14 protein-coding genes are annotated in these 20,652 nt (G+C 73.3%); 2 read left to right on the top strand and 12 right to left on the bottom strand.

The features are described from left to right. Positions 1-26 precede the first annotated feature (26 nt). The 10 genes from PV796_RS11995 to PV796_RS12040 form a co-directional block, all read right to left on the bottom strand. On the bottom strand, positions 27-1,730 hold the full coding sequence (locus tag PV796_RS11995) for a proline--tRNA ligase (RefSeq protein ID WP_274912940.1): 1,704 nt from the start codon (positions 1,728-1,730) through the stop codon (positions 27-29). A gap of 232 nt (positions 1,731-1,962) precedes the next feature. Then, positions 1,963-2,499 (bottom strand): GNAT family N-acetyltransferase, encoded by a 537-nt coding sequence (locus PV796_RS12000; RefSeq protein WP_274912941.1) that lies wholly within the window; start codon positions 2,497-2,499, stop codon positions 1,963-1,965. Between the two features lie 24 nt (positions 2,500-2,523). After that, the gene (locus PV796_RS12005; RefSeq protein ID WP_274912942.1) at positions 2,524-3,369 is read right to left on the bottom strand and encodes a GNAT family N-acetyltransferase; all 846 of its coding nucleotides are present in this window, start codon (positions 3,367-3,369) and stop codon (positions 2,524-2,526) included. A 658-nt stretch (positions 3,370-4,027) separates the two neighbouring features. Continuing rightward, positions 4,028-5,185 (bottom strand): flavodoxin-dependent (E)-4-hydroxy-3-methylbut-2-enyl-diphosphate synthase, encoded by a 1,158-nt coding sequence (gene ispG, locus PV796_RS12010; protein WP_274912943.1) that lies wholly within the window; start codon positions 5,183-5,185, stop codon positions 4,028-4,030. Positions 5,186-5,376: 191 nt separating this feature from the next. Then, positions 5,377-6,678 carry a M50 family metallopeptidase gene (locus PV796_RS12015; protein WP_274912944.1) on the bottom strand — a complete coding sequence of 434 codons (1,302 nt, stop codon included), beginning with the start codon at positions 6,676-6,678 and terminating at the stop codon, positions 5,377-5,379. Beyond that, positions 6,675-7,967, bottom strand: coding sequence for a 1-deoxy-D-xylulose-5-phosphate reductoisomerase (gene dxr, locus PV796_RS12020; RefSeq protein ID WP_274912945.1), 1,293 nt, complete (start codon positions 7,965-7,967; stop codon positions 6,675-6,677). Before dxr ends, PV796_RS12015 begins: the two co-directional genes overlap by 4 nt. A 99-nt stretch (positions 7,968-8,066) precedes the next feature. Next, positions 8,067-9,986, bottom strand: coding sequence for an acyl-CoA dehydrogenase family protein (locus tag PV796_RS12025; protein WP_274912946.1), 1,920 nt, complete (start codon positions 9,984-9,986; stop codon positions 8,067-8,069). 523 nt (positions 9,987-10,509) lie between these two features. Next, positions 10,510-11,967, bottom strand: a complete 1,458-nt coding sequence (locus PV796_RS12030; protein ID WP_274912947.1) for an aldehyde dehydrogenase family protein — start codon at positions 11,965-11,967, stop codon at positions 10,510-10,512. Between the two features lie 241 nt (positions 11,968-12,208). Next, on the bottom strand, positions 12,209-13,897 hold the full coding sequence (locus PV796_RS12035) for a PucR family transcriptional regulator (RefSeq protein ID WP_274912948.1): 1,689 nt from the start codon (positions 13,895-13,897) through the stop codon (positions 12,209-12,211). A 205-nt stretch (positions 13,898-14,102) separates the two neighbouring features. After that, the gene (locus tag PV796_RS12040; RefSeq protein ID WP_274912949.1) at positions 14,103-16,247 is read right to left on the bottom strand and encodes an ATP-binding protein; all 2,145 of its coding nucleotides are present in this window, start codon (positions 16,245-16,247) and stop codon (positions 14,103-14,105) included. Between the two features lie 255 nt (positions 16,248-16,502). Between PV796_RS12040 and gabT the strand changes: the two genes are divergently transcribed. Together gabT and PV796_RS12050 are read left to right on the top strand one after the other, a co-directional pair. Then, positions 16,503-17,852, top strand: a complete 1,350-nt coding sequence (gabT, locus tag PV796_RS12045) for a 4-aminobutyrate--2-oxoglutarate transaminase (protein ID WP_274912950.1) — start codon at positions 16,503-16,505, stop codon at positions 17,850-17,852. A 566-nt stretch (positions 17,853-18,418) separates the two neighbouring features. Next, the gene (locus PV796_RS12050; protein ID WP_274912951.1) at positions 18,419-19,144 is read left to right on the top strand and encodes a phosphatase PAP2 family protein; all 726 of its coding nucleotides are present in this window, start codon (positions 18,419-18,421) and stop codon (positions 19,142-19,144) included. 68 nt (positions 19,145-19,212) lie between these two features. Here the strand turns inward: PV796_RS12050 and PV796_RS12055 are convergent, their stop codons facing one another. Next, positions 19,213-19,926: a DUF4232 domain-containing protein gene (locus tag PV796_RS12055; RefSeq protein WP_274912952.1), complete on the bottom strand. Its 714-nt coding sequence runs from the start codon at positions 19,924-19,926 to the stop codon at positions 19,213-19,215. A gap of 136 nt (positions 19,927-20,062) precedes the next feature. After that, positions 20,063-20,515, bottom strand: coding sequence for a hypothetical protein (locus tag PV796_RS12060; protein WP_274912953.1), 453 nt, complete (start codon positions 20,513-20,515; stop codon positions 20,063-20,065). Positions 20,516-20,652 lie beyond the last annotated feature (137 nt).

A 20,652-nucleotide genomic window follows, 5' to 3' on the forward strand; every position in this document is an offset into this window, starting at 1 on the left:
CCGGCCGGCCCGTTCGCCGCGTGCGGTTATGCGCTGAGGCGGGCGACGGCCTCGGCGACCGTCAGCTCCTCACGCTCGCCGGTGCGACGGTCCTTGACCTCGACGATGCCCTCGCCGGCGCGGCGGCCGGCGACGACGATGGTCGGCACGCCGATCAGCTCGGCGTCGGTGAACTTCACGCCGGGCGAGACGCCGGGACGGTCGTCGACCAGCACCCGCAGCCCGGCGGCGCCGAGCTGCTCGCCGATCTCCAGGGCGAGTTCGGTCTGCTTGGCCTTGCCGGCGGCGACGACGTGGACGTCGGCGGGGGCCACCTCGCGCGGCCAGCACAGGCCCTGCTCGTCGGCGTGCTGCTCGGCGAGCGCGGCGACGGCGCGGGAGACGCCGATGCCGTACGAGCCCATGGTCACCCGGACCGGCTTGCCGTTCTGGCCGAGCACGTCGAGCTGGAAGGCATCGGCGTACTTGCGGCCGAGCTGGAAGATGTGGCCGATCTCGATGGCACGGTCCAGCTTGAGGCCGGTGCCGCACTTCGGGCAGGGGTCGCCCTCCTGCACCACGACGACGTCGACGTACTCCTCGACCTCGAAGTCACGGCCGGCGACGACGTGCTTGGCGTGCACGCCCTCCTTGTTGGCGCCGGTGATCCAGGAGGTGCCGGGGGCCACGCGCGGGTCGGCGAGGTACTTCACCTTCTCCAGGCCCTGCGGGCCGACGTAGCCGCGGACCAGGTCCGCGCGGCCCACGAAGTCCTCGGCGGTCACCAACTCGACGGCGGCCGGCGCGAAGTGCGCCTCGACCTTGTCCATGTCGACCTCGCGGTCGCCGGGGACGCCCACCGCCACGATCTCGCCGTCGACCTTCACCAGGAGGTTCTTCAGGGTGGCGGAGGCCGGCACGCCGAGGTGCGCGGCGAGCGTCTCGATGGTGGGGGTGTCCGGGGTCGGGACCTCCTCCAGCGCGGGCGCGTCGGCCGCGTCCACCGGCTTCAGGACGTAGTTGATCGCCTCGGTGTTGGCGGCGTAGTCGCACTTCGGGCAGTCGGCGAAGGTGTCCTCGCCGGCCGCGGCGGGGGCCAGGAACTCCTCGGACTTGGAGCCGCCCATGGCGCCGGCGATGGCGGAGCAGATGCGGTAGTCCAGGCCGAGGCGCTCGAAGATCCGCTGGTAGGCGGCGCGGTGCAGGGCGTACGCCTCGTCCAGGCCCTCGTCGGCGGCGTCGAAGGAGTAGGAGTCCTTCATCTGGAACTCGCGGCCGCGCAGGATGCCGGCGCGCGGGCGGGCCTCGTCGCGGTACTTGGTCTGGATCTGGTAGAGGATCACCGGCAGGTCCTTGTAGGACGTGCACTGGTCCTTCACCAGCTGCGTGAAGATCTCCTCGTGGGTGGGGCCGAGGAGGTAGTCACCGCCCCGGCGGTCCTTCAGGCGGAACAGTTCGGCGCCGTACTCCTCCCAGCGGCCGGTGGCCTCGTAGGGCTCCTTGGGCAGCAGGGCCGGCAGCAGGACCTCCTGGCCGCCGATGGCGTCCATCTCCTCGCGCACGATCCGCTCGACGTTGGCGAGGACCTTCTTGCCGAGCGGCAGCCAGGACCAGACACCGGCGGCGGTGCGGCGCACATAGCCGGCGCGCACCAGGAGCTTGTGGCTGAGCACCTCGGCGTCGGCCGGGTCGTCGCGCAGTGTCTTGATCATCAAGCGGGACATGCGCTGGACCTGTGCGGCGTTGGCCATGGGAGTTTCTCCTGCGTAAGAAAGGTGACTCCCTGGAGGTTAGCTGGCGGGGTGTGTCGCATGGAAATGCGTGTCCGCGGCGCCGGGCTGGCTGCCCGCGTTGTCGACTGTCCCGCCGCGGGAGTTGCGAGTTGCTCTTCTGCACCCGCGGCGCGGAGCCGCTGCGCGGGGCTGTCGGGGTGCGGTGGGAGTCGGGTTGGTGGGGGCTCGCGTTCGTGGGGTGGTGCGCGGGTTACGGGCGCTTCAGGGGGAGAGGGGCGCCCATGACCGCGTAGGGGGTGGGGGCGCTGGGGAAGAGGACGCGGCGGGCGATGTCGTGGTAGCCGAGGGAGCGGTAGAGACCGCGGGCGGGGCTCTCGGTGTCGATCGCGGAGAGGATGCTGCGGGGTTCGGCGGCGGCGTCGGTGATGCGGGTGATCAGGGAGCGGCCGATGCCGTGGCTCTGGTAGGCGGGGTGGACGTGCAGCTCGGTGATGACGAAGGAGTCGTCGAGCCAGTGGTCCAGGCCCTGGCAGCGCAGATAGGGCTCGACGACGGTGGACCACCAGTGGGTGCGGTCGTTGGGCATCCCGTAGACGAATCCGACGAGGCGGCCGGCGGGGGTGGTGGCGCCGAGGGCACGGGCGCCGCGGCAGCCGAGGTGGCGCAGCACGATGTGGCGGCGGACGGCGATCTCGTCGTCGGTGAGGCCGAAGGCGAGGGCTTGCACGGCGAGCGCGTCATCCACGCGGGCAGCGAGATCCAGGGGGCCGACCGCGACGTCATCCATGCTCGGAGCGTACAAGGCGACGGCTCAGAAAAGTACGCTCATGAATGCGCCGACCTCCTCGAAGCCGACCCGTCGGTAGGCGGCGCGGGCGGCGGCGTTGTAGTCGTTGACGTAGAGGCTGACCACGGGGGCGACGTCGCTGAGGGCGTAGCGGAGCACGGCGGCCATGCCCGTCTCGGACAGGCCCTTGCCGCGGTGTGCGGGATCGACCCAGACGCCCTGGATCTGGCAGGCGTGCGGGGTGGCGGCGCCGATCTCGGCCTTGAAGACGACCTTGCCGTCCTCGATGCGGGCGAACGAGCGGCCGGCGCCGACGAGTTCGGCGACCCGGGCCTGGTAGAGCAGTCCGCCGTCGCCGGCGAGCGGCGAGATGCCGACCTCCTCGGTGAACATCGCCACGCAGGCCGGCATGATCAGGTCGAGCTCGTCCTTGCGGATCCGTCGGACGCGGGGGTCGGGGGCGACCGCGGCGGACGGGCCGCGGGTGACCATCAGCGGCTGGTGGGCGCGGATCTCACGGGCCGGGCCCCAGTGGGGTTCCAACAGCGACCAGAGTTCGGCGGTGGGACCGGCGGGGCCGACGATGGAGGAGCAGCGGCGGCCCTGGCGGCGGGCGCGTTCGGCGAAGCCGCGGATGGCCTCGGGGGTGGCGCAGACCGGGACGAGGTTGGCGCCGGCGTAGCAGAGGGACTCCAGTCGGCCGCCGACGTACCAGCCCCACATCTCCCCACCGAGCCGCCAGGGATCGAGGCCGGCGACCTGGACCCGGGCGGCGACGAAGGCGTTGGCGACCGGTTCACGGTCCAGGACCGTGAGGGCCTCATCGAGCTCTCCCGGTTCGAGGACCTTGACGGTGGTGGTCGTCAGCACGTGTCGGAAAGCCTCACCGTAGGGGGCCTGGGAGGCCAGGCGGAGCGGGTCCTGGCACTGTACCTCCACCGGGCCGGACGCACTCGGGCTCCCCGGGACGGACCTGCGAAGACCCCGCGGAGGTGGGGTGGGGACGGGTGGCGCGGAGCTCGTGGGGACCTGCGCGCGGCTCCTACGGGTCGGCACGCGGCTCGCTCCGGTGGGCGTGCGGCTCGCACCGGAGGGGGTGCCTGGTACCGGTGGAGGTATGGCTGGTACCGGTCGGCGCGGGGCTGGTACCGGTCGGCGCGGAGCTCGTGGGAACGGCGACCGGCTCGTGCGGATCGGCGGCCAGCTTGGGGCTCGTACCCGTCAGCACGGGACTGGTGGGAATCGGCGACCGGCTCGAAGGGGGCGACGACCGGCTCGTGCGCGTTCGTACCCGGCGCGCACGGGGTCAGTGCACGGCCCGTGCGCAACAGTGCGCGACTCGTACCGATCGGTGCGCGGGTGTGTGGGCCGGCGGTCGGTGCATCGGTTCGCTGGGCCGCGGATCGGTGCGCGGGCCCGTGGGGCAGTGCGCCGGCCGGAGCGGGAATACCGCTCCGGCCGCGCCACGTTGTGGCCCCGCAGGGGGCGTCTGCGTCCCCTACGGGATCTGTTCCCCCTGCCCTAAGGGTCAGCCCGCGGCGGTGACGACCGGCTCGCCGGAGGTGATGCCGTCGGCCTCCATCTGCGCGGCGATCTTCATGGCCTCTTCGATGAGGGTCTCGACGATCTTGGACTCGGGGACGGTCTTGATGACCTCGCCCTTGACGAAGATCTGGCCCTTGCCGTTGCCGGAGGCGACGCCGAGGTCGGCCTCGCGGGCCTCGCCGGGGCCGTTGACGACGCAGCCCATGACGGCGACGCGGAGCGGGACCTCCATGCCCTCCAGGCCCGCGGTGACCTCGTCGGCCAGCTTGTAGACGTCGACCTGGGCGCGGCCGCAGGACGGGCAGGAGACGATCTCCAGGCGGCGCGGGCGGAGGTTGAGCGACTCCAGGATCTGGATGCCGACCTTGACCTCCTCCACCGGCGGGGCGGAGAGCGAGACCCGGATGGTGTCGCCGATGCCCTCGCTGAGCAGCGCGCCGAAGGCGACCGCGGACTTGATGGTGCCCTGGAAGGCCGGGCCGGCCTCGGTGACGCCGAGGTGGAGCGGGTAGTCGCTCTGGGCGGCGAGCTGGCGGTAGGCGTTGACCATCACGACCGGGTCGTTGTGCTTGACCGAGATCTTGATGTCGCGGAAGCCGTGCTCCTCGAAGAGGGACGCCTCCCACAGGGCGGACTCGACGAGCGCCTCGGGGGTGGCCTTGCCGTACTTCTGGAGCAGGCGCCGGTCGAGGGAGCCGGCGTTGACGCCGATCCGGATCGGGGTGCCGGCGTCGGAGGCCGCCTTGGCGATCTCCTTGACCTTGTCGTCGAACTGCTTGATGTTGCCCGGGTTGACCCGGACCGCGGCGCAGCCGGCGTCGATGGCGGCGAAGACGTACTTCGGCTGGAAGTGGATGTCGGCGATGACCGGGATCTGCGACTTCTTGGCGATCACGGACAGCGCGTCGGCGTCGTCCTGGGTGGGGCAGGCGACCCGGACGATCTGGCAGCCGGAAGCGGTCAGTTCGGCGATCTGCTGGAGCGTGGCGCCGATGTCGGAGGTCCGGGTCGTCGTCATCGACTGCACCGAGACCGGTGCGTCTCCGCCCACGGCGACCGAACCGACCTGGATCTTGCGGCTGACGCGGCGGTCGGCCAGCTTGGTCGGTACGTCCGGCATTCCCAGTGCGATGGCAGTCATCTGGCGAGCAACCCCAAGGTGATGGATCAAGGCCCGGATTCGGCGGGCTTCCGGTCATCGAGCCTACGGCACCCATATCGTCGGAGGCACATCGAACCCGTATGCCCCTCGAAAGGGGGCGGCCGGGCACGCCCATACGGTGGCGGCGTGCCCGGCCCTGGTTTTGCGGCCCCTGTTGGCCTCTCTGCGGCCTATGTGAGCTTCACCGGGTTCACCACGTCGGCGACCAGCACCAGCAGGGTGAAGCAGACGAAGATCCCGGCGACGACGTAGGCGACCGGCATCAGCTTGGCGACGTCGAAGGGGCCGGGGTCGGGGCGCCGGACGACCTTGGCGAAGGCGCGGCGGAGCGACTCCCACAGGGCGCCGGCGATGTGGCCGCCGTCCAGCGGCAGCAGCGGCAGCATGTTGAAGAGGAACAGCGAGAGGTTGAAGCCGGCGACCAGCAGGAGCATGGTCGCCACCCGCTGCTCCGGCGGGATGTGCAGCGAGAAGACCTCGCCGCCGACCCGGGCCGCGCCGACCACGCCCATCGGGGAGTCCTGCTTGCGTTCGGCGCCGTTGAAGGCGGCGTTCCACAGGTCGGGAACCTTGCCGGGGAGGCGGACCAGGGATTCCACGCCCTGGCCGACCATGCTGCCCATGCGGTCGACGGACTGCGAGAAGGTCTGCGGGACGATGCCGCTGGCCGGGGTGAAGCCGAGGAAGCCGGCGGTGACGAACTCGCCGGGGACGTAGCCGCCGTGGCCGTCGGTCTTGGCGACCTTGTTCTCGATGAGGTCCGCGCGCAGCGTCACCTTGGTGCCGTGCCGCTCGACGACCAGGGTCGCCGGGCCGGTGGTCCGGCGGATCTGGTCCTGGAGGGTGTCCCAGTCGGGGATGGCGTGGCCGTTGAACGTGAGGATCTTGTCGCCGGCGCGGAGGCCGGCCGCCTTGGCCGGGGAGTCCTTGGCGCCGGACGGGCACTTGTCGGTCTGCGCGGAGGCCGCGATGACGCAGTCGGAGACCGAACCGACCTGGGTGGTCTGGGTGTTGATGCCGAAGCCCATCAGCACGCTCATGAAGATCACCACGGCCAGGACCAGGTTCATGAACGGCCCGGCGAACATCACGATGACGCGCTTCCAGGGCTTGCGGGTGTAGAACAGCCGGTGCTCGTCGCCGGGTTGGAGTTCCTCGAAGGCCGCCTCGCGGGCGTCCTCGATCATGCCGCGGAACGGGGAGGTGGACCGGGCCTGCAGCTTCCCGTCGTCGCCGGGCGGGAACATCCCGATCATGCGGATGTAGCCGCCCAGCGGGACCGCCTTGATGCCGTACTCGGTGTCGCCCTTCTTCCGGGAGAAGATCGTCGGCCCGAAGCCCACCATGTACTGCGGCACGCGGATGCCGAACATCTTGGCCGTGCTGAGGTGGCCGAGCTCGTGCCAGGCGATGGAGAACAGCAGGCCGGCGACGAAGACGACTATGCCGAGGATGGTCATCCAGGTCGTCATGCGCGAGCCTCCGAGGGGGTGCGTGCCGCCGCGGCGGCCAGTTCGCGGGCGCGGGCGCGCGCCCATTTCTCGGCCTGCAGGACGTCCGCAACGGTCAGGGAGGTTCCGTCGCCGTCCTGGGTCTGCTTCGTCACCACTCCGGATGCCAGCCCTTCGTCGACCACTGCCGCGACGGTATCCACAATCCCTGTGAACGGCAGCCCGCCGGTGAGGAACGCCTCAACGCACTCCTCGTTGGCGGCGTTGAAGACGGCGGGGGCGGTGCCGCCCAGTTCGCCGACCCGGCAGGCCAGCGGGACGGACGGGAAGGCCTCCGCGTCGAGCGGGAAGAACTCCCAGTTCTGTGCGGTCGTCCAGTCGATGCCGGGGGCGGCGTCGGCGACCCGCTCGGGCCATCCGATGCCGAGCGCGATCGGCATCCGCATGTCGGGCGGGCTGGCCTGGGCGAGGGTGGAGCCGTCGGTGAACTCCACCATCGAGTGGACGTAGGACTGCGGGTGGACGACGACCTCGATGCGGTCGAAGGGGACGTCGAAGAGCAGGTGCGCCTCGATGACCTCCAGACCCTTGTTGACCAGGGTCGCGGAGTTGATGGTGACGACCGGGCCCATGGACCAGGTGGGGTGGGCCAGGGCCTGTTCGGGGGTGACGCCGGCCAGTTCGCGGCGGGTGCGGCCGCGGAACGGGCCGCCGGAGGCGGTGACCACCAGCTTGCGGACCTCGGCGCGGGTGCCGCCGGCCAGGGCCTGGAAGAGCGCGGAGTGCTCGGAGTCGACGGGGATGATCTGGCCGGGCCGGGCGACGGCCTTGACCAGGGGGCCGCCGACGATCAGCGATTCCTTGTTGGCGAGGGCCAGCACCCGGCCGGCCTTGAGGGCGGCGAGGGTGGGGGCGAGGCCGATGGAGCCGGTGATGCCGTTGAGGACGGTGTGGCAGTCGGAGGCGGCGAGTTCGGTGGCGGCGTCGGGGCCGGCCAGGATCTCCGGCAGCGGCTCGCCGGCGCCGTAGCGGGCGGCCAGGGCCTCGCGCAGTGCCGGGACCGTCTCCTCGCGCGAGACCGCGACGGTGCCGACCCGCAGCCGGTGGGCCTGCTCGGCGAGCAGGTCGACCCGGCCGCCGGCCGCGGCGAGCGCGGTGACCTTGAACCGGCCGGGGTTGCGCAACACGATGTCGATGGCCTGGGTGCCGATCGAACCGGTCGAGCCGAGGATCACGATCTCCCGCGGGCCTCCGGAGTCGCCGGCGGCCGGCTCGAAGCGCAGGTGCGGGTGGGCGAGGGTGTCCGTCATGTGGTCCATTGTGGCCGGTCGGCGCGGCACCCCGGCCACCGAGGGCGTCCGCACCCCGTACGGGCGACGCGCGGGCCGCCCGTACGAGGTCGGTGCGCTTTACCGGAACGGGCGACGGGCGTTGTCCTTGGTGCTGCGGCCGGGGGTGGCGTCGGCGATCCAGGCGCCGTCGCCGCTGGGGTCGATGACGCCCTCTTCCAGCCAGGTGTAGCTGCCGTCGAGGACGCCGGAGACGACCTTGCGGTCCAGTTCGTCGGTGTTGGTCCAGAGGCGGTGGAACAGTTCCTCGACGCGGATCCGGGCCTGGCGGCAGAAGGCGTCGGCCAGTTGGTGGGCCTCGCGGCCGTGGTCGCCGGTGATCCGCAGGTGCTCGGCCCGTACGCAGGCGGCGCTCATCGCGAAGAGTTCGGCGCCGATGTCGACGACCCGGCCGAGGAAGCCCTGCTTGGTCTCCATCTTCCCCTGCCAGCGGGACATCGCGTAGAAGGTGGACCGGGCCAGCTTGCGGGAGGTCCGCTCGACGTACCGCAGATGGCCGGCCAGTTCGCCGAACTCCTGGTAGGTGCGCGGGAGTTGACCGGGCCCGGCGACCAGTTTGGGCAGCCAGCGGGCGTAGAAGCCGCCGGCCTTGGCGGCCGCCTTGCCCTTGTCGCTCAGGGACTTGTCGGGGTCGATGAGGTCGCCCGCCACAGAGAGGTGGGCGTCGACGGCCTCCCGGGCGATCAGCAGGTGCATGATCTCGGTGGAACCCTCGAAGATCCGGTTGATGCGCATGTCGCGCAGCATCTGCTCGGCGGGGACGGCGCGTTCGCCACGGGCGGCGAGCGAGTCGGCGGTCTCGAAGCCGCGGCCGCCGCGGATCTGGACGAGTTCGTCGGCCATCCGCCAGCCCATCTCGGAGCCGTAGAGCTTGGCGAGGGCGGCCTCGATGCGGATGTCGTTGCGGTTCTCGTCGGCCATCTGGGAGGCGAGGTCGACGACCGCCTCCAGGGCGAAGGTGGTGGCGGCGATGAAGGAGATCTTGGCGCCGACCGCCTCGTGCTTGGCGATCGGGCGGCCCCACTGCTCGCGGGCGCCGGACCACTCGCGGGCGATCTTCAGGCACCACTTGCCGGTGCCGGCGCACATCGCGGGCAGCGAGAGCCGGCCGGTGTTGAGCGTGGTCAGGGCGATCTTCAGGCCGGCGCCCTCGGGGCCGATGCGGTTGGCGGCCGGGACCCGTACCTGGTGGAAGCGGGTGACGCCGTTCTCCAGGCCGCGCAGGCCCATGAAGGCGTTGCGGTTCTCGACGGTGATACCGGGCGAGTCGGCCTCGACGACGAAGGCGGTGATGCCGCCCTTGTGGCCCTCGGAGGCGGGGACTCTGGCCATCACCACCAGCAGGTCGGCGACCACGCCGTTGGTGGTCCACAGCTTCACGCCGTCGAGGACGTAGTCCTCGCCGTCGGGCACCGCGGTGGTGGCCAGGCGGGCCGGGTCGGAGCCCACGTCGGGCTCGGTGAGCAGGAAGGCCGAGATGTCCGTGCGGGCCAGCCGCGGCAGGAACGTCTCCTTCTGCTCCTGGGTGCCGAAGAGCTTCAGCGGCTGCGGTACGCCGATCGACTGATGGGCGGAGAGCAGCGCGCCGATCGCCGGGCTGGCCGAGCCGACCAGGGCGAGCGCGCGGTTGTAGTAGACCTGGGTGAGGCCGAGGCCGCCGTACTTCGGGTCGATCTTCATGCCCAGGGCGCCCAGTTCCTTCAGGCCGCGGACGGTCTCGTCCGGGATGCGGCCCTCGCGTTCGACCCGGGCGCCGTCGATCCGGGTCTCGCAGAACTCCCGCAGCGTGGCGAGGAACTTCTCGCCGCGTCGGACGTCGTCCACCGCGGGGGTGGGGTGCGGATGGATGAGGTCGAGCCGGAAGCGCCCCAGGAACAGTTCCTTGGCGAAGCTGGGCTTGCGCCAGTCCTGCTCGCGGGCCGCCTCGGCGACCCGGCGGGCTTCGCGCTCGGAAACGTTGCGGATGGACGGAGCGGTCATCAGGTGCTCACCTCGCCGCGGATCGGGAGTCTGCCGGCGGGCCGGTCGGCCGCCGGGCAGTGCTACTTGTGACAAGTACCCGATCCGCGCGGGTTGCACCAGCGGAGCGGAGCCCGGGAGCGGGGCGCCGCCGTGGCCGGAAACGACCGGTCGCGGGGGTGTCGTACCGGCCTCGGGAGGGTGGCGCGTACCGCGCTGGTGGTACGCGCGCGGCGGTGCCACCCCCAACGGCAGGGCCCCGCATCCGCCTCGGTCAGGAGGAACCGGGGCGGAGCGGGGCCGTAGCGTCCAAGAGGTCCGGCCCGGCGTGGGGGAAGCGCCGGGTGGCGGGGGCGCGGCGCGCTCCGGAAACAGGGGGCCGGAGCGCGCCGCGTGGGAGGGGCCGGCGCTGGGGGGGTGCGCCGGCCTCGACCTGGCGGGCGGTACGGCCCCTGGGACGGCCGTCGCTGTCCACCGGGCCAGGCCGGTCCGAGGGTGGCGGGCCGGTGCGCCCGGCCCGCTCGTTCTCGGGATCGCCCGGGGCCTACAGGTCCAGTCCGGTGAGGACCAGGACCCGCTCGTAGGTGTAGTCGTCCATGGCGTAGCGGACGCCCTCGCGGCCGACGCCGGACTGCTTGACGCCGCCGTAGGGCATCTGGTCGGCGCGGTAGGACGGCACGTCGCCGACGATCACGCCGCCGACCTCCAGGGCCCGGTGGGCGCGGAAGGCGGTCTGGGCGTCGTGGGTGAACACGCCTGCCTGGAGGCCGAACTTGGAGTCGTTGACGGCTGCGAACGCCGCGTCGACGCCGTCGACCTTCTGGAGGGTGAGGACCGGGCCGAAGACCTCCTCAGTGGCGAGGGTCGCGCCGGCCGGCACGTCCTCCAGCACGGTCGGCGCGTAGGCGGCGCCGTCGCGCTTGCCGCCGGTCAGCAGCTTGGCGCCGCGCTCGACGGCGTCGTCGACCCAGGACTCCACGCGCTTGGCGGCGTCCTCGCTGACCAGCGGGCCGACCTCGGTGGCGTCGTCGGACGGGTCGCCGGTGACCTGGGCCTCGACGGCCGCGACGATCTTGGGGACCAGCCGGTCGTAGACCGAGGCGTCGGCGATGACCCGCTGGACCGAGATGCAGGACTGGCCGCCCTGGTAGTTGGCGAAGGTGGCGATGCGCTGGGCCGCCCAGTCCAGGTCCTGCTCGCCGGACCAGTCGGGCAGGACGACGGCCGCGCCGTTGCCGCCGAGCTCCAGGGTGCAGTGCTTGCGGGGCACCGAGTCGAGGATGGCGTAGCCGACCTTGTCGGAGCCGGTGAAGGAGATGACCGGCAGCCGCTCGTCCTGGACGAGGGCCGTCATGCGGTCGTTGGGGACCGGGAGGATCGACCAGGAGCCGGCGGGCAGGTCGGTGCCGGCCAGCAACTCGCCGAGGATCAGGCCGGAGAGCGGGGTGGCCGGGGCCGGCTTGAGGAGGATCGGGACGCCGGCGGCGATGGCCGGGGCGATCTTGTGGGCGCAGAGGTTCAGCGGGAAGTTGAACGGCGCGATGCCCAGGACGGTGCCGCGGGGGAAGCGGCGGGTCAGCGCGAGCCGGCCGGCGCCGCCGGCGTCGGTGTCCAGGCGCTGGGCCTCGCCGCCGTTGAAGCGGCGGGCCTCCTCGGCCGCGAAGCGGAACACCGAGACGGCCCGGCCGACCTCGCCGCGGGCCCACTTCATGGGCTTGCCGTTCTCCGCGGAGATCAGCCGGGCGATCTCCTCGGTGCGCTCCACCAGCCCGCGCACCACGTGGTCGAGGGCGGCGGCCCGCACGTGGGCGGGGGTCGCGGCGAGCTCGTCCTGGACCGCGACGGAGGCGGCGATGGCCTCCTCGACCTGGGCCTCGGTGGGGACGCTCACGGTGCCGACGAGACGGCCGTCCCAGGGGGAGGTGACGTCGAAGGTGGCCTCGCCGGTGGCCTCGCGGCCGGCGAGCCAGAAGGCGGTGGGGGCTGTAGCAGTGTTCGGCACAGTGGATCCCGGCCCTTCGTGGTGGTGGGTGGTGCGCGCGCAGCTCGGGGAGCGGCTTGGCGTCGGACTCTGCTGCCCACCGTAGGGGTGCGGGGGCCCGCTGACGCTTGTCCGAAGCGGCGTAATCCGTCGGGGCGCCTCTCCGTGGTGGAGTCCGGGGGGTGTTGACGGCGCGCCGGGTCGGTGCCGGCCGCCTCGGGGCGGGCGCGTCCCGGTACGCGCAGGGGTCCGTGGCCCCCCGCTACTCCCCCGGTTGTGCCGAGGTCGCCTTCAGGGCCAGCCACAGCTCCATGCGGACGTCCGGGTCGTCCAGCGAGCGGCCCAGGATCTCCTCCACCCGGCGCATCCGGTAGCGCAGGGTGTGGCGGTGGACGCCCAGGTCGGCGGCGGCCGCATCCCACTGGCCGTGCCGGGCCAGCCAGGCGCGCAGGGACGCCACCAGGTCGCCGCGCCCGGTCGCGTCGTGCTCGCGCAGCGCCCGCAACAGCCCGTCGGCGAAGGCCCGTACGGCGTCGTCGGCGAGCAGCGGGAGCACCGAGCCGGCCGCCACGTCCTCGTGCTCGACCAGGGTGCGGCCGCGGCGGCGGGCGACGGAGAGGGCCTGTTCGGCCTGCCGGTAGGCGTGGGCGGCGGCCATCGGGCCGGTGGGCGCGGAGAGGCCGACGGCCAGTGACTCGGCCTGTGGTTCCCGGCCGGTGCCGGGGCGGGCGGACCGGCCGCGCGGCCGCGGCTGCGCGCCGAGCCGGGCCTCGGTCGCCGCGGCGAACGCGGTGCAGGCGTCCGCGGCCGCGCCGCCGTCGGCGACCAGCACGATCAGCCGGCCGCCGTCCGGCACGGCGAGCAGCGACTCGCCGGTGCGGGCGGCGGCGGCCTCCATGGCGTCGGCGAGCGCCTCCAGGACGGACGTGGCGGCGGCACCCGGGGGGCCGCCCCCTGGTGCGAACGGGGTGGCGGGCTTGGTGGCGGTCGGCTGGTCGTCGGCGGGCACCGGCTCGGCCACCAGCACCCGGAACGGGGCGTCAAGCAGCCCCCCGTAGAGCCGGCCGGAGACCGTCCGGGCATGGTCCGGCTCGCCGGCCAGCAGCATCTTCAACACCGCGGCGCCGAGCCGCTGTTCGGCGTCCTGGAGCGCCCGGGACCGCTCGGTGGTCAGGGTCAGCAGCGCGACGGCCGAGTGCACCGCGTACCGCTCGGCGGTACCGAGCGGGGCGCCGGTCCCCACCGCGAGCACGCCGCGCGAGCGCCGCCCGGTGCCCAGCGACTGCAGCTCCACCCGGTCGTCGCCCTCGGCGTCGCTGACCACGGCGCTGGCCGGCGCGGGCCGCTCCCGGAGCCGGGCCACGTCGTCGGCGAGCCGGGCCGCGCGCCGGGCGGCCCACTCGGGGGCGGCCGCCACCACGGCGCCGGACGCGTCGTAGAGCGCCGCCCAGCCGTTGAGGTGCGCGGCGAGCCGGCCCAGCAGCTCGGCCGGGCCCTCGGCGCCGAGCGCGGCCCGGGTCAGTTCGCGCTGCGCCTCGAAGCCGGCGGTCACCGCGCGGTACTGGTCGGCCGCGACGGCCGCCGAGACCGCCTTGCTGATCGCGATGAACGGCGTCCGGCGGGGCACCCCGAGCAGCGGCAGGTGGTGCCGGCGCGCCGCCTCGACCAACGCCTCCGGCGCCGCCTCGTAGTTCACCCCGACCGCGAACCCCAGCCCGACGACGCCGGCCCCGGCGACCCGCCGCACATAGCGGTCGGCGGTCTCCGGATCGGCCGCGTCCAGCTTCAGCGCGGTGATCAGCAACAGTTCGCCGCCCTCCATGTAGGGCACCGGGTCGATCAGCTCGCTGGCGTGCGCCCAGCGCACGGGGATGTCCAGCCGGTCCTCGCCCGCGAGCACGTCCAGCTTGAGCGCGGTGTGGTTGACCAGGGAGGCGAGGGTGTGCGGCATGGGACCTTCGGGGGCTCCGGCGGACGGCACGACCCCGACCGGCGGCCGGGTCCTCCGGCCGGCCTCCTGCCGACCTCCGCCGATCGTCCGCGCCGCCCGTATGAACGGCGGGCGTGTGCACCGCCCTGTATGAACGGCTGGTCTCGATTCTGCCTCAACGGAGGGTTTGCGGAACACTCCCCGATCGGGGGGCGCGCGCCCGCCGTTACGCCCGGAGGTCGACCAGGACGGGTGGGGCGTGCTCGCCGTCGACCGTGGTCACCGACAGCACCGCGTGGCCGGCCGGGAGCGCGTTCGCGAGGTCGGAGGCGGACCAGCGTTCCCGTTCGACGGTGCGGACGGTGATCGCCTTGGAGGTGGCGGCCTTGCCGGTGACCAACTGGCGGACGAGGTGGAACGCCTTCATCCCGGCGCCGTGCGCGATGATTTGACGGTCCGTCACATCGCGGGTCTCCACCCACTCCTTGCCCCACACCTCGGCGAACGGCGCGCCGTCCCAGGGCGTGACGCCCGCGAACGCCATCCGGCAGCCGACCGAACCGAGCAGCGCGCTGCGCAGCCCCTCGGGGACGTCGTCCAAGGAGCGCAGGGTCAGCACGGCCCCGGCGTTGGCCGAGCGCAGCCGCTGGAGGCCGCGCAGCGCCTCCGCGGTGACGGTGTGCGCGGCCTCGTCGAGGACCAGGCAGGCGAACAGCGAGCGGTCGGTGCGGGCCACCGCGCACTCGGTGAACTGGGCCAGGACCAGCCGGGCGAGGATCCGGGACGCCTCGGCGTGGCCGCGTTCGGGGAGCTCGATGCGGACCCGGAGGGGGTGGTCCAGGGAGCGCAGCGAGACCTGGCGGGTGGCTCCCGTGGGGTCGAAGAAGGCGGCGAAGGCGGGGCGGTCGAGCAGCGCGATGCGGTCCGCGAGGAGCAGCGCGACGTCGCCGGGACGCTCCGACTGGCGGGCGCGGGCGTCGAGTTCGCGCAGCAGGGTGACGTCGCCGGTCGCCTCCAGGGCGGTGCGCAGCGCGGCGACCGCCTGCGGCGCGCCGTCCAGCAGCTCACGGAGGTCGGGCACGGTCGGGAAGCGGCCGTGGGCGGCGCGGAACGGGCCGAGCAGTTGGGCCAGGGCGGTCGCCGCGCGACGGCTGTCGCCGCCGGGGAGCTGTTCGGCGAGGTCACCGACGAGCGCCTCGGCGAGGATGCCGGCCGCCTCGTCGGGGTCGGTGGTGCCGCCGTAGAGGTCGAGGTCGCACGCCGGGTCGGGGCGGCCGATGCGGACCACCACGTCGAAGGCGTCGTCGGGGCCGAGCGCGGAGCCGGCCGGGCCGACGGCGACGACCGCGCACTGCCCAGCCAGCGCCTGGAGGCACATCGCCTCCACCACCGGGCGCACCAGCCGGGTGGTCTTGCCGCTGCCCGCCGGGCCGACGGCCAGCAGCGAGGTGCCCAACACCCGGGGCTCCAACGCGCAGCCGCTGCCGCGGTGTTGGTACGGATTGCGCGGGTGGTCGGCGGCGGTGCCGATCCGGACCTGGTGGGCGAGCAGGTCGTGCTGCGCGGTGCGGCGGGCCAGGTCGCGCTGGCCTGAGGGGTGGGCGCAGGCCGCGGCGCCGTGCCGCAGGACGGTGTCGGTGAAGGAGGCCGGGGAGTTCCGCCCGGAGCGCACCGAGCGCCAGGCGCGCCCGATCCGGGCCACGTCCACGTCGTTCATCGCGCCGGCGCGGGCCTCGGCGGCGAGCCGGTCGGCGGCGTCCGAGGCGCCCTGCGCGCGGAGTTCGGGCCACTGCGCGGGGTCGGTGGCGGGTTCAGCCTTGGGGGTGGGGGTGTGGGCGCGGAGGCGGCGGAGGGCGGGGCCGCCGAGCCGACGGATCAACTCGGGCCAGCGGCCGAGGCGGCCGAAGAAGCCGGCCAGGAGGGCCAACACCAGCCCGTAGTAGAGGTAGGTGGCCCAGACGAAGGCCATCTTGTCGCCGCCGGCCGAGCGCCATGAGTCGGGGGTGAGCAGCAGCAACGGCCAGAGCCAGTAACTGCCGAGGTACCCGTTCGACAACAGAGACCACAACAGCCAGCCGCACAGGAGCGCGATCAGGGCCCCGCTGATCAACTGCCGCAGGGGCGTACGGGCGGGCGCTTCCTTGGCCCGCGGCCGATGCCCATACGTCCACACCCCAGGCGGGGCCGCCGGCCGGGCCGCCCGCAGCCAGTTCAGCAGCGGCGGCTGCGGGCCGGCGGTCGGGGGCGGAAGGGGGGGCCGTGGCGGCGTCCGCGGCGCGGCCGGTCGTGGTACCGCCGGGTCGGGGCGTCGTTCCCCGGACGGCGGGGGTGCGGCGGTGTGCTGTGCGTCCTGCGTGCCCTCGGTGTCCATCCGGTGCCCCTTGTCCCCCTTGAGACGTGGCCTGCCGCGGCGGTGTGCCGGCCTGTCGGTGTGATGCCCGCGCGGGCGCGCCGTTCTCCGGCGTGCCGCCGCTCAATTTACTGGCCGCGGGCCGCGGCTATGTCCGGTGCGGACAACGCAACACGCGCACTTCTCCCGAACGGAACATGCCAGACCCGCGCCACCGCCCCTAACCTGCGAGAACAACACCCCTGAACGTCCGCGTTCCACCCCCAGGAGACTGCCATGACCGAACTGTCCGGAGGCCCCGCCCTCCCCCAGGAGCGTCGCGTCGTCACCGCGATCCCCGGCCCCAAGTCCCAGGAGCTGTGGGCCCGTAAGCAGAACACCGTGGCCGCCGGGGTCGGCGCCGTGCTGCCCGTCTTCGTCAAGCGCGCGGGCGGTGGGGTCCTGGAGGACGTGGACGGCAACTCCCTGATCGACTTCGGTTCCGGCATCGCGGTGACCTCGGTCGGCAACAGCGCGGAGGCCGTGGTCCGTCGGGCCACCGCGCAGCTCGCGGACTTCACCCACACCTGTGCGATGGTGACGCCGTACGAGCCGTACATCGAGGTCTGTGAGCTGCTGGCCGAGCTGACGCCGGGCGACCACGCGAAGAAGTCGGCGCTGTTCAACTCCGGTGCGGAGGCGGTCGAGAACGCCGTCAAGATCGCCCGCGCGTACACCAAGCGCCAGGCGGTCGTCGTGTTCGACCACGGCTACCACGGCCGCACGAACCTGACGATGGCGCTGACCGCGAAGAACATGCCGTACAAGCACGGCTTCGGCCCGTTCGCCCCCGAGGTCTACCGGGTGCCGCTGGCCTACCCCTACCGCTGGTTGACCGGCCCGGAGAACTGCGCGCAGGAGGCCGCCGACCAGGCCATCACGCAGATCACCAAGCAGATCGGCGCGGAGAACGTCGCGGCGATCATCATCGAGCCGGTGCTCGGCGAGGGCGGTTTCATCGAGCCGGCCAAGGGCTTCCTGCCCGCCCTCGCGAACTTCGCGAAGGAGAACGGCATCGTCTTCGTGGCGGACGAGATCCAGTCCGGTTTCTGCCGCACGGGCCAGTGGTTCGCGTGCGAGGACGAGGGCGTGGTGCCCGACCTGATCACGACGGCGAAGGGCATCGCGGGCGGCCTGCCGCTGGCGGCGGTGACCGGCCGCGCCGAGATCATGGACGCCGCGCACTCCGGCGGCCTGGGTGGCACGTACGGCGGCAACCCGGTGGCCTGCGCCGCCGCGATCGGCTCCATCGAGACCATGCGCGAGCTGGACCTGAACGCCAAGGCCAAGCGCATCGAGGAGGTCATGAAGGGCCGCCTGACCGCGATCCAGGAGAAGTTCGACATCATCGGCGAGGTCCGCGGCCGCGGCGCGATGATCGCCATCGAGCTGGTCAAGTCCGGCTCGAAGGAGCCGAATCCGGAGGCGACCTCGGCGCTCGCGAAGGCGTGCCACCAGGAGGGCCTGCTGGTGCTGACGACCGGCACGTTCGGCAACGTGCTGCGCTTCCTGCCGCCGCTGGTCATCGGCGAGGACCTGCTCAACGAGGGGCTGGACATCCTGGAGGGGGCGTTCGGCTCGCTCTGATCGGGGACTGACGTCCGGGTGCGGCCCGGGGCGCGGCGCGGCCGTGGCCCGGGCCGCGCCATGTGCGCCTGAGGGGCCGGTCGTGGTGGTCCCGTCCACGCCCACAACGGGGCGCATCCGGCCCACCGCGGGGGCGCGTTCAGGGCGCGCGGGGGCGCGTGAAGAAGATGTGCGAGGGCAATGGCGGGCACGTGATGCGGCTTACGGGGCGCGCTTCCGGTGTCGTACGGTCTCTCCAGATGAGAGAAACATCCACCCGCAAGGGACTGCGGGTGATGCCCGGTCGGCGCTCCCCAGCTTCGACCTGGCCGTGCCTCGCGCACACCACCGGGCCCCCTGGCACGAGGGGCTCCGGGAATCCTCACCGATCGGATGTCCGCCCGCCCCAGACCCCCCGGGGCGCGCGGAACACCGGTCCCTGCGGCCGCTCCTGGGCTCCCCCCTGTTCCGGAGCGGCCGCTTCTTTTTTGGTTGGATTGGTCGGGTGGGGTGGGTCCCACCGGCGCGTGGGTGACGCCCGCGCGTGACAAATGGGCGTGGTACACGGGGTGTTGGAGGTGTCGGGTGTGAGGCGGCGGTCCTGGGGGCGGGCGCTCGGCCGGGTCTTCGGGCGGCGGTACGCGCTGGTCGCGCTGTGCAGCGCGCTGGTCTTCGGGTGGGCGGGCTGGCAGGTGGCGGCCCACGGGGCGGTGCGCGGGTTCGACGAGCGGTTGGGCCGCGACGTGGCGGCGAGCGCCGTTCCCGGACCGCTCGCCCAGTTCTTCGCCGATCTCGGCAACACGGTCGTGGCGCTACCGGTGTTGGTGGCGGCGGCGGGCTGGGCCTGGTGGCGGACGCGGCGCGGGGCGGGCGCGGAGCCGGGCGGCGCGGGCAGCGGCGGCCGGGTGTGGGTGCCGCCGGTCGCCGCGCTGGGGGCGCTCGCCGCGGTGCCGGCGCTGGTCGTCCCGTTCAAGACGTGGCTGGACCGGCCGGGGCCGCCGCGGATGGCCGCGGTGCACGAGGGCTTCTTCCCCTCGGGACACGGGGCGACGGCGGCCGTCGCCTACGGGCTGGTGGCGCTGCTGCTGCTCCGGGCGTACGCGGTGCGGCGCGGGCGGCCGGGCAAGGCCGCGGCCCCCGTCGCGCGGGTGGTCGCGGCGGGGGCCGGGCTGCTCAATGTGGGCGTCGGGCTGGGGCTGGTGCGGCAGGGGTACCACTGGCCGCTGGACGTGCTCGGCGGCTGGTGCCTGGCGGGGGTGCTGTTGCCCCTGTGGTGTGCGGTGTGCGACCGGTGGGGCGGGCGGGACGTGTAGGCCGTCTCCCCCGCGGCCCCAAGTCCGGCTCGTTCCCAAGCGCCCTGGCTAGCCCCCGTAACCGCCGCTCACGGCACGTTGATCGGGTTGACGAACGTGCCCGGGTGGGTGGCCCCGGACTGGTCCAGGATGGCGCCGCCGAAGGGCCACTGGAGCTGGAAGTGCTTCTTCTCGTTCGGCGGGGTGATCAGCACCTGACCGGGCTCGACCTTCTTGTCGTCGGCGCGGGTGGTGGGCAGCAGGCTGATGGTGAACGAGGTGTGCGCGTTCGGCTTCAGCACCTTGGGCTGCGGCGTCTTGTTCGAACGCTGCAGGTCCCAGGTGGTGCCGTCGGTGCCCTTGAGCTGGACGCCGGGGAAGCCGGAGATGCGGCAGGGCGCGCCGCTGATGTTCTTCAGCCACACCGCGGCGGTCTGCTGCTGGTCGGACTTCATGTCCGGCACGCCGCCGCCGTCCGAGCCCCAGCCGGCCTTCATCCCGTCGGTGGTGCAGCGGGCGATCTCCTTGCCGGACCCGCCCTGCTGGCCGCCGTTGACGGCCGCCGCGCCGCCGGAGCCGTGCGAGGTGGCGGGGGCGGCGCCGTCCGCACCGCCGGTCGAACCGCCGGAGCCCTGCGAGCCGGTGCTCCCCTGCGCGCCGGAGTCCGCGGCGGAGACGGAGGCGGCCGGGGCGGCGTCCGCACCACCGGTTCCGTTGCAGGCCGTGAGGCCGAACGCGGCGGCGGTGAGCAGGCCGGCGACGGCGGCGGTGCGGCCGTGGCGGAGCGTGGTGCGGTGCGACATGGGGTCCCCCTCGAAGGTCGGCTATGCGGTGCGGTGTTGCGTTCGCGGTCACCAATCTGCACGCGGGCACTGTTGATCGACTAACAACTCACTAACACTCGTACGGGCCCGGATCAGTTGGTCCGAGCCCGTACGCTCACTCCCCCAGGTCGCGGGCCGCCACCGCCGCGTGCAGCGCGAGTTCCAGCGCGACGGGATCGGTGAGCGTGCCGGTGCCGTCCGGCGGGACCAGCCAGCGCACCCCGCCGGTGGCCCGGCCGGGATAGGGCACCACCATCCAGGTGCCGCGCCCGGCGCCGCGGATCTTGGTGCCCAGCCAGTGGGCGACCGTCCCCGCCGGGACGAAGAAGCCCGTGCGGGCGTCCCGGAAGTCGGAGAGCACCGGGCCGGGGCGGTCCCGACCCCGGGCCAGCACGTCCAACGCCGGGCGGCCCAGCCGGCCCTCGACGATCAGGACGTCCCAGCACCGGCCGGCCTCCAACAGCGCCACCCCGAGCGGATTGCGCTCCCACCCGCGGCGGCAGGCGCCGGGGTCCGGTGCGGCCGACACCAGCCAGTCCACTGCGGCATTCGCCCCCGTTGCGGTCATCTTCCGCTCCCCTTTCCCGGCCCGGACGGGCCGTGTCACCCAGGGGAGAAGGGGGCGCCCGGTGATCCTTACGCGGGTCCGCGGGGAAATTTCCGCGGACCCGGGGCGGACCCGGGGCGGACCCGGTCCGCACGGAC

The organism is Streptomyces sp. WZ-12, from assembly GCF_028898845.1.
Taxonomy (GTDB): Bacteria; Actinomycetota; Actinomycetes; order Streptomycetales; family Streptomycetaceae; genus Streptomyces.